We start from the raw sequence: 14,848 nt of genomic DNA on the forward strand, positions 1-14,848 counted from the left end.
GGAGTGGGATCTCTCGACGCGGGTAGACGAACGCCGAGAAAAGGTCTCCGACCTCCCTGCGGCGCCTTGGCTGGAGCTATGAATGAACAGGCCACCTCTCGGCCGGACGACCCCGGTCAGGGGTTGCGGTGCACGGAGGTACTGCACACCGCCGAGGTGTTCGCGGGCGAGCCGGGCTGCATAGCGCAGGCCCGTGCGCTGGCAGACCGTTTCCTGACCCGTCTCGTGGCGGAGTGGTGCGCGGTGCTGCGTGAGCACACGCGCAGCGATCTGATGCTGGCGGTCAGCGAGCTGATCACCAACGCCGAACGCTACAGCCACGGCCCGTACCTGCTGGAGCTGGAAGGCACGGCGGAGAGCATCAGCGTGACGGTGTACGACAGCAGCACCGCCCTTCCCGTCCTCTACGCTCCCGACCCCGCCCGCCTCGGCGGCCACGGGATGGAGATCGTGGTGGCCCTGTGCGACCGGCTCACCGCCGAGCGCGTGCCGGTGGGCAAGCGCATTCGCGCCGAGTTCCAGCTCAGTACGTGAGACGCCGGACCGGGGACCGGATCACCCACGCGCGGTGATCGCGGTCCCCGGCCTGCTGTCGAAGACGCAGTCGCCGCAGAGTCCCCCGTCCGGGCACCGGTAGTACAGACAGCAGCTGCGCCGCCGGAACGCCGGACCGTGCGGGGCTCCGCTGGAGGACAGGTCCGGATGGCCGAAGAGTTCGGCGGCCAGGGCCCGCGCCCGCGCCGCCACGTCGGGGCGCCCGTGTACGCGCGCCCACCCGACCAGTTCCCGTACGGCGCCGCCGAGCGCCGAGCCCGCGTTGCCCCACAACAGGCGCGGGGAGATGGCTCCCTCGGCGCGCAGCGCGTCGGAGAGCGGCACGAGGTGCCCGAACTGGACGGCTTCCCTGATCCGCTCGGCGGTGCCCTCCAGTGTGACGGTGCCCGACAGCCACAGATCGTCGGGCGAGGTGTGCGCCGGGTCCCAGGAGAGCCGGGCGGGCGAGAGGTCCGGCAGGCTGCCGGTCAGGGCCGCGGGGCCCAGCGCGATGGACCAGAGCCGTGCGGCCAGTCCCAGGTGGGCGATGGACGCGGCGACTCTGCGCTCGGGGGTGCGCAGCCGGCCGGCGACCGTGTCGACACGGGCCGTGAGGGGTGCCAGGTCCCCCGCGTAGAGGTCGGCCAGCGGACGGTGGGCGCCGCCGGGTACCGGTGCGGTACGCAGGGCGAAGAAGCCTCCGGGCGCGGGCGCTTCGGTCCGGTCCATCGTCTGCTCCCCCTCGGACCCGTTTCCTGTCGGTCCGTCCCCGTTCGGCCACCCGTTGTGCCGGGTCCGGAGCTCACGGTACCCGCCGGGCGCGAACTTCTGAGGTCCTGGGCAAGGAGGACTACCGTCGGGAGGAGGACGCAGGACCCGCTTTCGTACTACTAGAGCAGTACGTCGAATCGCCGCCTCTGGGACGACGACTCGGCGGCCCCGACAGGACATCGTGGTCCACATGAGCTCCCTCGCGCTGTCTGTGCTGCTGTCACTGGTCTCCGCGGTCGCCTACGCGGCCGGGGCGATCGTCCAGGAGCGCGTCGCCGCGGGCCGGGACGGCCGCTCGTACGCCGCCCTGCTGCGCAACGCCGCCTGGTGGGCCGCTGTCGCTCTGAACGGGGTGGGCGCGGTGCTCCACGTGGTGGCCCTGGCGTACGGCCCCCTCAGCCTCGTCCAGCCCCTCGGTGCCCTGACCATCGTCTTCGCGCTGCCCATGGCCGCTCTGTTCGTGCGCCGCAGGGCGGGGTCGACGGCCTGGCGCGGCGCCGTCATGGCCACCGTCGGCCTCGCCGGCCTGTTGGCCCTGACCGGGAGCGCCGGGTCGCACACGCTGGGCGGACCTGAGCAGGTGATGCTGGCCACGGTGACGTTCGGCGGGGTGGCGGCGCTCTTCCTCCTCGCGAAGGGCCTGCGCAGCCCGATGGTGCGCAGCGTCCTGCTGGCCACCGGTGCGGGAATCGCGTTCGGCATGGGCTCGGTGTTCACCAAGACCGTGGCCGTGGAGTGGACGTCGGGTTCGGTGGGTTCGGGGCTGCCGACCCTGCTGGTGATCGCGGGTCTCGCGTCGGCCGGGCTCCTGCTGTCCCAGTCCGCGTACCGGGGCGCCGGCCTGACCGCGCCGCTGGCGATCGTGACGGTGGTGAATCCGGTGGTCGCGGCGGCGGTGGGCATCACCCTCTTCGGGGAGCAGTTCCGTTACGGCATGACGGGCACCGTGCTCGCCCTGGTCTCCGGGGCGGTCACGGCGGGCGGGCTGATCCTGCTGACCACGGAGCGGCTCGGGGCGGAACGGAAGAACGCGATGCCGGACGCACTGCCGGGCGACCCGGGCGAGGCCCTGCCCACGCCCCGGAGCCGTGCGGGTCGCCTGCCGGAGCCCGTGGACCCGCCCGCGCCGTCGTCGCCCGTCGGCACTCGCCCCGGAGCTTCCGGCCGTAGATCTTCCGAGGTGGCGTCCGCGGGTTCCTTTCCGGCGCCGGACTCACTGCCGCTGACCCTGACGCTGCCACCGGGGCGCGGTGTGGGGAGCGTGAAGTTCGGCGGCGGGCCGCCGACCGGGAGCACCCGGCAGGAGGCCGGCTCGGTTCAGATCTTGACGCCGCCCGCCCTGAGGTAGGCCAGCGGGTCGATGTCGGAGCCGTACCCCGCGCCCGAACGGATCTCGAAGTGCAGGTGCGGGCCGGTGCTGTTGCCGGTGGAGCCCGAGCGGGCGATCCGCTGGCCGGTGCCGACCTGCTGGCCCGCGCGTACGTGCAGGGCCGACAGATGCGCGTACTGGCTGTACCTGCCGTCGCCGTGCCGGATGACGACCTCGTAGCCGTACGCCCCCGCCCAGCCGGCCGAGACGACCTTTCCGGCGGAGACCGCCTTCACCGACGTACCGGTGGCGACGGGGAAGTCGACGCCCGTGTGGTAGCCGCTGGCCCAGGAGCCGGACTGGCGGTACGGCGTGCCCGTGCGGGCCGCCACCGGCGCGCTGAGGCCGGACTGCTTCTCGGCACGGTCCGACGACCGGTCCGAACGCGCGTTCTTCTTCGGCTCCTGCTTGGCTTCCTTCTTCGGTTCCGGCTTCGTTTCCGGCTTCGTTTCCGGCTTCGCCTTGGGGGCCGCCGACCGCTTCGGTGCGGGCTTCGCCTGTTCCTTCGCCGCAGGAGCGGCCGAGCGCTTCGGGGCGGCCGCCGCGGGTCTCGGGGCTGCGCCGGGCGCCGTGGTCACGTCCAGGCTGAGCCGCTGTCCGGGGAGGATGAGGTCGGGGTCGTCCCCGACGACCTGCCGGTTCGCCGCGTAGAGGCGCTGCCAGCCGCCTCGGACCTGTTCGGTGGTGGCGATGCCGGACAGGGAGTCGCCGCGGGCGACCGTGTACGACTCCCACTGACCGGGCACCGTCGTCGGTGTGGCGGGGGCGGCTGCCTTCGGCTGCGCGCGCGGGGTGGTCTTCTTCGGCGCGTCGGCCGGCCTGGTTCCCAGCGACTGCGGAGCGATGTCGGGGGCGTCGCCCCCGCGGGTCAGGCCCGCGCGTACGGAACAGGTCGGCCAGGCTCCCGGCCCCTGCCGTTCCAGCACCTTCTCGGCGACCGCGATCTGCTGGTCCTTGGTGGCCAGGTCGGCGCGCGGCGCGTAGGCGGTGCCGCCGTACGCGGCCCAGGTGGACCCGCTGAACTGCAGGCCGCCGTAATAGCCGTTGCCGGTGTTGATGTGCCAGTTGCTGGTCGACTCGCAGGCGGCGACCTTCTCCCACACATCCGTCGGGGCCGCACCCGCGGACGCGGCGGTGATGAGCGGGAGCGCGATGCCCGCGCCGCCCGCCGTCACCGTGAGCGAGGCACGGTTGATGCGGCTGGGCTGATATCTGCGGTGCCGTCCGTTCGCGGCCATACGTGGCTCCCCCACTGACAGAAGGACATGTCGCAATCGGCCAACTTAGGCGCACGGGACGGGTGATGACAAGGGAGCCAGGGGCGCGCGGTGGCCCGCTCCCCGCACGCCCGGCTCATGGAGGCGCCTTTCCGGAACGGGTCGGCGTACGCACGCGCTCACGGTGCCAGCAGGGGGTATCCCGCCGTGCGCCACAGTTCGCGGAACGCGTCGCCGGGCGCTTCACCCGCGTCGTCCTCGGCCCCCCAGACCATCACCGCGCCGGTGGAGGGGCCGGTCCTGGCCCATCCGGGGTCACCCGTGGCGGCGAAGTCGGACCAGGCCCGCATCATCCGCCCGGACAGCGCGTGGTCGCCAGGACCGGGAGGACCGCCGATCAGGAAGTGGACGCTCTCCTCGTCGAGGGTGCCGAAGGCGAAGGGCACGTCCGCGCAGTGCCAGGCCCGGACCGGACCGCCCCGGCCGCCGCGGCGGCGGGCGAAGCGCGACATGTACGCCGTGCCGCCCGCCCGGGCGTGGGACTCGGCCAGTCTGCTGCTGTATTCGGCGAAGAGCAGATCGCCGTACACCGCGAGGAAGACGTCGAGGACGGGAGCGCCCGGCAGGAGCGTGCGGTAGCCGTCGATCAGCTCGGCCGCCAGTCCGAAGTCCGTCGCGAACGCGGCCAGTCGGTCTTCGGTGGTGATCTTCGCGCTGCTGCCCACGGCATCGAGCAGCCAGGACTCCTCGGCGGTATGACAGACCATCAGCTCCACCTCGCGGCCGGCCCCCGCGGCGATCGCGGTGAGGGGGTCGGTGAGCAGCCAGTCGCCGTCCACGACCGGCCCGTAGATCGCCGGATCGTAGTGGCGCTGCCCGGACCCGGGGTTTCGACGGTAGGCGTCGACGACCTGGTCGGCGGCGGCGACGAGTGCCTGCGGGGATGCGGCGAGCAGGCCCGCACGGGACGGGGAGACGCCTGCCGCGGCGGCCACCTCGGCGGTGGTCCGCGCGGCGGCGTCCAACGGGGCGCAGGCGTTGACGGCGCTGTGGGCGATGGCACGGTGGAAGAGCCCGCGCGCCCGGTCCATCACCATCAGACAGGCGACCGCTGTCGCGCCCGAGGACTGACCGGCCACGGTGACCCGGCCGGGGGCTCCGCCGAACGCGGCGATGTTGTCGCGTACCCACTCCAGTGCGGCGATCTGGTCGAGCAGCCCCCGGTTGTCCGGGCAGGCGTCCTCGCCCTCGGCGGCCGGAACATGGCCGAATCCCTCGAAGCCCAGACGGTAGTTGAGGGTGACGACCACCAGCCCCTGCCCGGCGAGCGCGGCACCGTCGAAGTCGGGCTGCGCGGAGGAGCCGAAGACGTAGGCGCCTCCGTGGATCCAGACCAGGACCGGGAGCGCGTCGCCCGCTCCTCCCGGGGTCCAGATGTTGACGGTGAGGATGTCCTCGTCTCCGGGCGACCAGCTGGGCGCGCCGGGGAGTTCGGCCGACTGCGGTGCGACGGGGCCGAACTCCGCGCAGTCCCGTACGCCGTGCCACGCGGGGGCCGGACGCGGCGCCCGGAAACGGCCGGCGCCGAACGGCGGTGCCGCGTACGGGATGCCGAGCACGGCGACGATCCCGCTGCCGGGGGCCGCCGGCCTTCCCCGTACCTGCCCGGCCGCCGTCGTGAACACCGTCATCGCCACTCCCCCACTCACCACCCGTGCGCCACCCCCGGGCGCCGGATCAGCATGTCAGGGGGCCGGGCGCGGCGGCCAACACCTTGATCGTCGCGATTGACGCATCCGGGTTGTGGGTCGGCCCGTGGCGCGGCGCGTTCTACGCTTCGGTGAGCTCGTGCACGGTCGCCATGTCGCTGAAGGGGAGCAGCGCGTCGCCGACGATCTGGTGCGGTTCGCTCCCCTTCCCCGCGATCAGGACGATGTCGTCCGGGCCTGCGGCAGCGAGGGCGAACGCGATCGCCTCGCGCCGGTCCACGAACCGTTCGAAGGGGGTCCCGGTCGCCGTGAGGGCCGGGGCGATCTGGTCGAGGATGCCTTCGGGGTCCTCGTGGCGGGGGTTGTCCGAGGTGAGGACACAGAGGTCGGAGCCGGCCCCCGCGATCGTTCCCATGTCGGCCCGCTTGGTGGTGTCCCGGTCGCCTCCGCAGCCGAAGACGGTGATGACCCGCCCACGGGCGAATCCGCGAATGGTCGTCAGGACCTTGCTCAGGGAGTCCGGGGAGTGGGCGTAGTCCACGATCACCGAGGCCCCGGCGGGGGTCGTCACCCGCTCGAAGCGGCCCGGGATCTGCGGCATCTGTTCGAGGGCGGCGACCAGTCCGGCCAGGTCATGGCCGAGGACGTGGCAGGCGGCAACGGTGGCGAGTGCGTTGGCCACCGAGAAGCGGCCCGGCGAGGGGATCGCGGCCGGATACTTGCGGCCGTCGTGATGCAGGGTGAACCGCGTGCCCGAGGCGTCGACCGTGAGATCGGTGGCCCGGTAGTCGGCCTCGGCGTCGAGGGCGTACGTGGTCACGGCGCCGGGCGCCGCGTCCCGGATCGCGGCGCCGACCGGGTCGTCGACGTTGATCACGGCGTGCCGGCACAGCCCCTGGAACAGCCGCAGTTTGGCGTCGCGGTAGTTCTCCATCGTTCCGTGGTCGTCCAGGTGGTCCTGGGTCAGGTTGGTGAAGACCCCGACGTCGATGAAGGTGCGGTCCACGCGGTGCGTCAGCAGGCCCATCGAGGTGGCCTCCAGCACCACGGTGGCGACACCGCGGTCCCGCATGTGGCCCAGCAGGTACTGGAGGTCCGGCGTCTCCGGTGTGGTCAGGACCGACTGCGGCATGGGGATCAGCTCGTCGCCGATCCGGCTGCCCGCCGTGCCGATGACGCCCGCCTTCACACCTTCGGCGATCCGGAGCACGGACTCCACCATGTACGAGACGGACGTCTTCCCGTTGGTTCCGGTGATCGCGATCATGTCCATCTGACGGCCGGGTTCACCGAAGTAGCGCGAGGCGACGACGGCCGCCGCGGCCCGGATGTCGGGCACCCTGACCACACACACGTCCGCCGAGGGCGCCGGCTGCTCCGGTGTGCCGACGCCGACGAGTACCGCGGCCGCGCCTCGGGCGACCGCCGGTGCGACAGCCTCGGGGCCGCCGCCCCGGTAGCCGGGAACGGCGACGAACAGCGAGCCCGGCGCGGCCAGTTCGGCGTCGAAGGTGGTGCCCGCCGTGATCGACGTCTGCGCGGGGTCGCCCTGGAGAATCTGGTGTTCCTGTCCGGCCAGCAGCTCGCTCAGCTTCACAGTGATCCCTTCGAAGTGGCTCGGCCCGTGGTGCGGCCGTCGCCGGACAGCAGCACCGGCGGTGTTCCGGGGGCTGCGTGGTGATGTGGAGCCGGTGGTGGATCGCGCGTCCGGAGAACGGGACGCGGAAGTTCAGCGGGACAGGAGGCCCGCCGTGTTCGTGGAGGGGCAGCGGTCAGGGGCGGAGCCCCCGCATGAACCGCTGGTGGCCACGGAACGTGACCGGAGGGAGAAGATCGCTAGCCGTGACCGTGCAGAGCGGTCCGGCCGGTCCCTGGTGTGCCGGTGCCGGCGGTGTCCACCGCTCCGGTACACACCGGACGGGCCATGGCCGGGCGCAGCACGGAGGCGGCCTGCGACAGGCTCTCCCTCGTGGCACGTGTACGACCCATGGGCCGAGTGTACGTCCGGTAGGACCTTTCCGGTTCCGCTCCCGGTCCCGCTGCCCTCGCCACGGAGCGGGGGATGCCGAGCCCTTCCGTTGGCGGCTCCTCCTAGACCGGAGTGGAATTGCATACAGGGGGAACGTCGCCCTCGGACCGAAAGGACATGCCATGACTGACAGCGACCGGGGGGACGACGTCTACCAGCCCCAGGGACCGGAGGCCTCCGACCCCGACGATCTTCTCGATGTCGAGGACACCCTGGACACCTCGGGCGTCACCGATGTCCTCGATGCGGGCTACTCGCCGCCTGAGCGGCCGTGGGCCGTCGACGAGGAGGGGACCACGGCGTCCGAACAGCACGACGGGGAGTCCCTGGACCGGCGACTGACCCGGGAGCTGCCCGACGTCTCCGACGCGGACCGGGGCCCCGGCGACCTGGTCGAGGGCGACGGGGAGCTCTGGGACGCCGAGGTCGGCGTCGTCCGTGCCGGCCGGCTCACCCAGCAGGCGGACGGCAGCGTGCCCGCCACGCTGACCGCCCGGGACGTGGGGATCGACGGGGCCGCCGCCTCGGCCGAGGAAGCCGCCATGCATGTCGTCGAGGACGACGAGGAACCCCTCGACGGCACCCCGCTCGACGACGAGTCCCCGCCCGCGGGGGAGGTGACGGCGTACTGAACCCGTCGTCGCCCCCGCACGTATCCATTCGGCTGTCCCGGCACAAGACCCACCGGGAACCCCAGAGAGCTCAGGAGCACACCACAGATGACCGGCACTGCGCAGATCGGCGTCACGGGACTCGCGGTGATGGGCCGCAATCTCGCCCGCAACTTCGCCAGGAACGGCTACACCGTCGCCGTGCACAACCGCACGACCGCCAGGACCGACGACCTGGTCAAGGAGTTCGGGGACGAGGGCACGTTCGTCCCCGCGCGCACGCCGGAGGAGTTCGTGGCCGCGCTGGAGCGACCGCGCCGCCTCGTCGTCATGGTGAAGGCGGGCGATCCGACCGACGCGGTGATCAAGGAGTTCGCCCCGCTCCTGGACGAGGGTGACGTGATCATCGACGGGGGCAACGCCCACTTCGAGGACACCCGCCGCCGCGAGAAGGAGCTGCGCGAGCAGGGCATCCACTTCGTCGGCGTCGGCATCTCGGGCGGGGAGGAGGGCGCGCTGAACGGGCCGAGCATCATGCCGGGCGGCTCCACGGAGTCCTACGCGTCCCTGGGCCCGATGCTGGAGAAGATCGCCGCCCGCGCCGAGGACGGCACCCCCTGCACCACCCATATCGGGCCGGACGGCGCCGGGCACTTCGTGAAGATGGTCCACAACGGCATCGAGTACGCGGACATGCAGCTGATCGCGGAGGCGTACGACCTGCTGCGCACCGTCGGGGGGTACTCCCCCGCGCAGATCGCCGAGGTGTTCCGCACCTGGAACACCGGACGCCTCGACTCGTATCTGATCGAGATCACGGCCGATGTCCTCGCCCACACGGACGCGGCGACCGGGAAGCCCTTCGTCGACATCGTGCAGGACCGGGCGGAGCAGAAGGGCACCGGGCGCTGGACGGTGCAGATCGCCCTCGACCTGGGCGTTCCCGTGTCCGGGATCGCCGAGGCCGTCTTCGCGCGGTCGCTCTCCGGCCACGCGGATCTCCGTGAGGCCGCCCGGGGCCTGCAAGGCCCGACGGCGGTACCGCTGAGCCGGGCGGCGGCCGCGGCCTTCGCGGACCGGGTCGAGCAGGCCCTGTACGCCTCGAAGATCGTGTCGTACACCCAGGGCTTCCACCAGATCCGGGCCGGCAGCGAGGCGTACGGCTGGGACATCGACCTCGGGGCCGTCGCGGCGATCTGGCGGGCGGGGTGCATCATCCGGGCGGCGTTCCTCGACCGGATCAGGGCGGCGTACGACGCGCGCCCCGGGCTGCTGAGCCTGCTCTCCGACGAGCAGTTCGCCCAGGAGATCGGGGCCGCCCAGGACGACTGGCGGACGGTGATCACCGAGGCGGTGCGCCAGGGCGTGCCGACGCCCGGTTTCGCGGCCGCGCTCTCGTACTACGACGGGCTGCGCGCCGACCGGCTGCCCGCCGCACTGACCCAGGGCCAGCGGGACTTCTTCGGCGCGCACACGTATCGGCGCACGGACCGGGAGGGGGCCTTCCACACGCTCTGGGGCGGTGACCGCTCGGAGGTCTCCGCGGGCTGAGCGGTTCGTCCGGGCGGCCCGCCCGGGGTGCGGGCGGGCGCCGGGCGTGCGTTAGTAGCAGACGAGTGCCGCTGTCCGTCCCGCCGACACGACCCCTGGAGTGCGCGCATGCCCGACGCCGTCCCCGACCCCGTGGCGGTCCAGCCCGTCGTGGCCCCGCTCACGAACGCCGCGCTGATTCTGGTCGCCACGATCGAACCGGGCGGCGAGGACGCCGTACGCGGCATACTGCCGGATCTCCCGGCGGTGGCGCGGTCGCTCGGCTTCCGCTACCCGGACTCGGGGCTGGTCTGTGTGATGGGGTTCGGGTCCGAGGCGTGGGACCGGCTGTTCGCAGGGGCACGGCCCGCACAACTGCATCCGTTCCGTGAGCTGCGCGGGCCCCGTCACCACGCACCGGCGACTGAGGGCGACATCATCTTCCATATCCGGGCCGAGCGGATGGACGTCTGTTACGAGTGGGCGGCGCAGTTGCTCGACCGGCTCGGCGGGGCGGTGCGGATCGTCGACGAGACGCAGGGATTCCGCTATTTCGACCACCGCGATCTGCTCGGCTTCGTCGACGGCACCGAGAATCCGGTCGGTGCCGACGCGCGCTCGGCGGCGATCGTCGGGGACAGTGATCCGGAGTTCGCGGGAGGCAGTTACATCATCGTGCAGAAGTACGTGCACGACCTGGCGTCCTGGAACTCACTGACCGTCGAACAGCAGGAAATGGTCATCGGGCGCACGAAACTCACCGACATCGAGATGCCTGACGACGTCAAGCCGGCCGACTCCCATCTCGCCCTGAACACCATCACCGATCCGGACGGGACCGAGCACGACATCCTGCGGGCCAACATGCCGTTCGGCAGTTTCGAGGAGGGCGAGTTCGGGACGTACTTCATCTCCTACGCGGCCGATCCCGATATCACCGAGCAGATGCTCCGCAATATGTTCCTGGGAAAGCCCCCCGCCACGCACGACCGCATTCTCGACTTCTCGACCGCGATCACCGGATCCAACTTCTACGCTCCTGGCGCCGACTTCTTCGACGCCCCGCCGCCCCCGCCCGCCCTCGCCGGGACCGAGGCCCTGCCGGAACCGGCGTCCGCGCCGGAACCGCGGTCCACGGCCCCGGCGGTGCCGGACGAGGGCTCGCTGCGAATCGGCAGCCTGCAAGAAAGCGCCCCGCGATGAACAACCTCCACCGCGAACTCGCCCCCGTCACGGAAGCCGCCTGGGAACAGATCGAAGAGGAGGCCCGGCGCACCTTCCGCCGCAATGTGGCCGGCCGCCGGGTCGTCGATGTCACCGGCCCCGACGGGCCGACGCTGGCAGCCGTCGGCGACGGTCATCTGCGCGACATCGATCCGCCCGCTCCCGACGTACTGGCCAGGGCCCGCACCTCGACGCCGGTCGTCGAGTGGCGGGTGCCGTTCACCGTGACCCGGGCCGCCGTCGACGACGTCGAGCGCGGTTCCGACGACAGCGACTGGCAGCCGGTCAAGGACGCCGCGCGTACCTGCGCGTTCGCCGAGGACATGGCCGTCATCGACGGGTACGAGGCGGCCGGGATCACTGGTCTGCGTTCCGGTTCCTCGCACGCCCCGCAGCCGTTGCCCGCCGATGCGCGTGACTATCCGGCCGCGGTCAGCCAGGCGCTGACCCGGCTGCGGCTGGCGGGTGTCGACGGGCCGTACCGGCTGCTGCTGGGGGCGGACGCGTTCACCGAGGCAACGGAGACCTCCGACCACGGCTATCCGGTCGCGACGCATCTGGGCCGGCTGCTCGACGACCAGATCCTGTGGGCACCCGCCGTGACCGGCGGCGTGCTGCTGTCCACCCGGGGCGGTGACTTCGAACTGCGCCTGGCCCAGGACCTGTCGATCGGCTACGAGGCCCACGACGCGACCAGCATCCATCTCTACTTCCACCAGGCGTTCACCTTCCGGCTGCTGACGCCGGAGGCCGTGGTCCCCCTCATCGCGTGAGGACCACGGCCGTCGGAAGGTGGCTCAGCCCCTGCGGGCGCGCGGTGCGACGGTCCAGCTCAGCCGGTTGGTGGCCAGGTCACGGACCGCGGGGTCGCGGACGGCGTCCGTGCGGTCGGTGACGGCCGCGGTCACCCGGTGGCCCCGGCCGTCCTTGCGTACGCCGAGCGAGGCGGGCGTGACGGTGGTACGTCCCCGGGCTGCGGCCTTCTCGACACCGTCGACGTACCAACGCAGTTCGGGCCTGGCCATCGCGCCGAGCGGGGCCACGCCCACCGTGATGCGCTGTGCGGAGCCGACGGCCAAGTCCGTGCCGACGGTGCTGCTCAGCGCGTTGCCCGCGCGGTAGAAGCCCGCGATCATCGCCTCGCGCCCCGGCAGGTTGAACTCGGTGCTGCTCAGCTCACGCATGATCGAGGTCCCGGTCGGCCGGAAGATGCCGTACGGGTAGTAGGAGCTGCCCTCGTACGTGCCGACCGTGCCGCCGGTGGGGTCGGGGCGGCCCAGCCAGCGGTACCACTTGGCCCGCTTGGCGGTGAGCTGGGCCGGTGTGTAGGTGGTGGAGTTGATGCCGGCCGGCTCGCCGCCGGTCCACGTGCCGTAGGCGTCGTACGTGTACTCGTCGTCGAGCAGGCCCACGGAGTGGCCGATCTCATGGGCGGCGATCAGGCTGGACGAGGCGTGGTCGGAGGAGAGCGTGGAGACGCCGTTGAAGGGGTAGCCCTCGTCGGTCAGGCCGGAGTAGCCCGCGCCACCGTACTTGGTGGAGTTGGCGACGACCACCACGAGGTCCGCGGCCGGGGCCTCGGCCGCGTAGGACGCCACCTTGTCGATGTCGGCGCAGATCAGACGTTCGATGCCCTCGCACCAGAAGTAGCTGCCGAGCGCGGTGTCCTTGACCTGGCCGGCGGCCGGGTCGCCGGTGATTCCCGACTCGTTGGAGACCGCGTCGACGGTCCAGACGTTGAAGAGCCCCTGGTAGCTCTTGTACGGCTCGATGGCGGTGATGGCGGCCCACTTGGCGGTGGCGTCCGCGTGGAAGTCGTCCTGCTGGCCGGCCGTGTAGCCGTCTCCCACGATCACGATGTCGAGGCGGTCCTCGGTGCCGCCGGTCACCGCGAGCTCTCCCGCCGTGCCGTCCGCGGCGGCCTCCGCGGCGGAGAGCGGTGCGGTGGTGCGAGCCCCCTGACCGCCGTGTCGGCTCTGTCCGTGCCCGTCCGCCGGCACCTCCACGGTGCGGCCCTCGCCGCCGGGTTCGGGGAAGTACTCGGCCCTGAGCCGGTCCGACGTGTCCCCGGCGGCCAGGGCCGCACGGTCCGACGGGGCGGCCGAGGCGGCGGGGGCGGCTGTGACCGCGGCCGTGGCCAGGAGACCGGCGAGGGCGAATCCTGCCGTCAATCCTGCGGTTCGGCGCGTGCCGAGGCGTATGCGCATGTACAACTCCTTCAAGTCCCCGCGGTGTTCGGCGCGGCGAGTGGGCACGGGAAGCGGAAAGTCCCGGCATGTAACCGGCGAGTTAATCTGATTTAATGTGCCGCTTAACCTAGAGGCCGTGGCGGCGCGGAACAAGACCTGGGAGCAAGGGGGTTGACCCCCGGGGGCGGTGTCCTCACTCGGGGGCGGGACGCGGGACAGGGCGGGAAGGGTGACGCAGTGGGCGAGCAGCACACGGCAGGGAAGGGTCCCGGCCGCAACCATTCCGACGATCCGGGAGCCATCGGTCGGCGCGTTCAACGCCTGCGCGCCGAACGGGGCTTGACGCAGCGTCAACTGGCGGAGCCCGCGTACACACCGGCGTACATCTCCACCCTGGAGGCCGGCCGGGTCCGCCCCTCGGAGGCCGCGGTCCGCCATCTCGCCGAGCGCCTCGGAGTCACGTACGACGAGCTGGCCACGGGCCGCCCCGCCCATCTCGCCACCGGACTCCGGCTGAGGCTCGTGGAGGCCCAGCGCACCCTGGCCACCGGAGCGGCCGAGGACGCGGCCGAGGAGTACACGGTACTGCTGGGCGAGGCCGGACGGCTGCGGCTCGACCCGGAACGTGCCACCGCGCTGCTGGGGCTCGGGCAGTGCGCACTGGAGACCGGGGATCTGCCCGCCGCCCGCCGGCACTTCGAGGCGGCCGAGAAGGCGCTCGCCGGTGCTCCGCTGCCCCAGCGGGCCCCGGCCGTACGGGGACGGGCGGTCGCCCATCTGCTGGCGGGTGAACTCCGGTACGCCTGCTATCTGCTGGAGAGCGCGATCGACGAGCTCAACCACTCCGGCCTTCAGGACCCGGGCGCGCTCCTGCTCCTCTACACGGCGGCGATCGCGCCGTACATGGACATGGGCGCCCACGCCCGCGCCGCCCAGGCGGGCGAACTGGCGCTGGCCCTGGCTCCGCGGGTCTCCGATCCGGAGCTGGTCGCGGGGCTCCATCGCGGGGTCGCCCGGACACTCATCGCGGCAGGCCGTATCGCGGAGGCCGACGCCTCACTGGCCAAGGCGGCCGAGATCTACCAACAGCTCCAGATCCGGACGGAGATGGCGCACTGCCACTGGATGCGCGGCTACGTCCGCGCCCAGGACGGCGATCTGAACGGCGCCGAGAGCGAACTGCGCGCCGCCCGCGACATGCTGGCGTCCAAGCGCGCCGCGCTCTACACCGCGCAGGTCGAGGTCGAGCTGGCCGACGTGCTCCGCAGACAGGGCCGGGCGCGGGACGCCGAGGAGCTGCTGGAGCGCCTGATCGGGGAACTCCACCCGGACCGGGGATCGGTCCACGCGGCCGGAGCGCACCGGCTCCTCGGGCTGATCTGCGAGGAGAGCGACGCGCTCGAAGCGGCCGAGGAGCACTACGTCAACGCGCTGGCGCTGCTGGAACGGGCGGGGGCGGCAGGCGATCTCGCCGACATCTGCCGTCTGCTGGGCGACCTGTTGCGCAGAACGGGCCGTACGGAGGCGGCCCTCGACGCGTACCGCACGGGGCTCGGTCACCGGGCCTCACCGGGGAGCACCACCCTGGGCCCCGCGCCCGTACGCCCGCAGCAGCCGCAGCCCTACGGCGCTCCCTGAAGCAGGTCGGGCCCCGCTGCCCGGTGT

General features: G+C 72.3%; 13 protein-coding genes. 7 read left to right on the top strand and 6 right to left on the bottom strand.

The genetic code is table 11. From position 1 onward, the window contains the following. Nucleotides 1-78 precede the first annotated feature (78 nt). Nucleotides 79-534 (top strand): ATP-binding protein, encoded by a 456-nt coding sequence (locus AC07FA_RS07365; protein ID WP_479073744.1) that lies wholly within the window; start codon nt 79-81, stop codon nt 532-534. 21 nt (nt 535-555) lie between these two features. Here AC07FA_RS07365 and AC07FA_RS07370 read toward each other — a convergent pair whose 3' ends face one another. Next, on the bottom strand, nt 556-1,263 hold the full coding sequence (locus tag AC07FA_RS07370) for a (2Fe-2S)-binding protein (protein WP_479073745.1): 708 nt from the start codon (nt 1,261-1,263) through the stop codon (nt 556-558). A gap of 232 nt (nt 1,264-1,495) precedes the next feature. On the opposite strand from AC07FA_RS07370, the gene AC07FA_RS07375 reads away from it, so the two are divergent. After that, a complete protein-coding gene (locus AC07FA_RS07375; RefSeq protein WP_479073746.1) occupies nt 1,496-2,653 on the top strand; it encodes a DMT family transporter in 1,158 nt (385 codons plus the stop codon). Here the strand turns inward: AC07FA_RS07375 and AC07FA_RS07380 are convergent. The 4 genes from AC07FA_RS07380 to AC07FA_RS07395 all read right to left on the bottom strand — a co-directional run bounded on the left by AC07FA_RS07380 (nt 2,623) and on the right by AC07FA_RS07395 (nt 7,589). Next, on the bottom strand, nt 2,623-3,912 hold the full coding sequence (locus AC07FA_RS07380) for a transglycosylase family protein (RefSeq protein WP_479073747.1): 1,290 nt from the start codon (nt 3,910-3,912) through the stop codon (nt 2,623-2,625). The genes AC07FA_RS07375 and AC07FA_RS07380 overlap by 31 nt on opposite strands. A 158-nt stretch (nt 3,913-4,070) precedes the next feature. Then, nucleotides 4,071-5,582: a carboxylesterase/lipase family protein gene (locus AC07FA_RS07385; protein WP_479073748.1), complete on the bottom strand. Its 1,512-nt coding sequence runs from the start codon at nt 5,580-5,582 to the stop codon at nt 4,071-4,073. Nucleotides 5,583-5,721: 139 nt separating this feature from the next. After that, nucleotides 5,722-7,197 (bottom strand): UDP-N-acetylmuramoyl-L-alanyl-D-glutamate--2,6-diaminopimelate ligase, encoded by a 1,476-nt coding sequence (locus tag AC07FA_RS07390; protein ID WP_479073749.1) that lies wholly within the window; start codon nt 7,195-7,197, stop codon nt 5,722-5,724. A 239-nt stretch (nt 7,198-7,436) separates the two neighbouring features. Continuing rightward, nucleotides 7,437-7,589 carry a hypothetical protein gene (locus tag AC07FA_RS07395; protein WP_479073750.1) on the bottom strand — a complete coding sequence of 51 codons (153 nt, stop codon included), beginning with the start codon at nt 7,587-7,589 and terminating at the stop codon, nt 7,437-7,439. Nucleotides 7,590-7,751: 162 nt separating this feature from the next. On the opposite strand from AC07FA_RS07395, the gene AC07FA_RS07400 reads away from it, so the two are divergent. From AC07FA_RS07400 to AC07FA_RS07415, 4 genes are all read left to right on the top strand, one after another. Beyond that, nucleotides 7,752-8,261 carry a DUF5709 domain-containing protein gene (locus AC07FA_RS07400; protein WP_479073751.1) on the top strand — a complete coding sequence of 170 codons (510 nt, stop codon included), beginning with the start codon at nt 7,752-7,754 and terminating at the stop codon, nt 8,259-8,261. An 87-nt stretch (nt 8,262-8,348) separates the two neighbouring features. Further along, nucleotides 8,349-9,791: an NADP-dependent phosphogluconate dehydrogenase gene (gene gndA, locus AC07FA_RS07405; protein ID WP_479073752.1), complete on the top strand. Its 1,443-nt coding sequence runs from the start codon at nt 8,349-8,351 to the stop codon at nt 9,789-9,791. A gap of 108 nt (nt 9,792-9,899) precedes the next feature. Next, the gene (locus AC07FA_RS07410) at nt 9,900-10,973 is read left to right on the top strand and encodes a Dyp-type peroxidase (RefSeq protein ID WP_479073753.1); all 1,074 of its coding nucleotides are present in this window, start codon (nt 9,900-9,902) and stop codon (nt 10,971-10,973) included. Next, nucleotides 10,970-11,767 (top strand): family 1 encapsulin nanocompartment shell protein, encoded by a 798-nt coding sequence (locus tag AC07FA_RS07415; protein ID WP_479073754.1) that lies wholly within the window; start codon nt 10,970-10,972, stop codon nt 11,765-11,767. The genes AC07FA_RS07410 and AC07FA_RS07415 overlap by 4 nt, the downstream gene beginning before the upstream one ends. Nucleotides 11,768-11,791: 24 nt before the next feature. On the opposite strand, the gene AC07FA_RS07420 is transcribed toward AC07FA_RS07415, so the two are convergent. Beyond that, on the bottom strand, nt 11,792-13,201 hold the full coding sequence (locus tag AC07FA_RS07420; RefSeq protein ID WP_479073755.1) for a M64 family metallopeptidase: 1,410 nt from the start codon (nt 13,199-13,201) through the stop codon (nt 11,792-11,794). 321 nt (nt 13,202-13,522) lie between these two features. Here AC07FA_RS07420 and AC07FA_RS07425 point away from each other — a divergent pair, with 321 nt between their 5' ends. Then, the gene (locus AC07FA_RS07425; protein ID WP_479073756.1) at nt 13,523-14,821 is read left to right on the top strand and encodes a helix-turn-helix domain-containing protein; all 1,299 of its coding nucleotides are present in this window, start codon (nt 13,523-13,525) and stop codon (nt 14,819-14,821) included. The last annotated feature ends 27 nt before the right edge of the window (nt 14,822-14,848 follow it).

It is taken from the genome of Streptomyces sp. NPDC045968, from assembly GCF_056430475.1.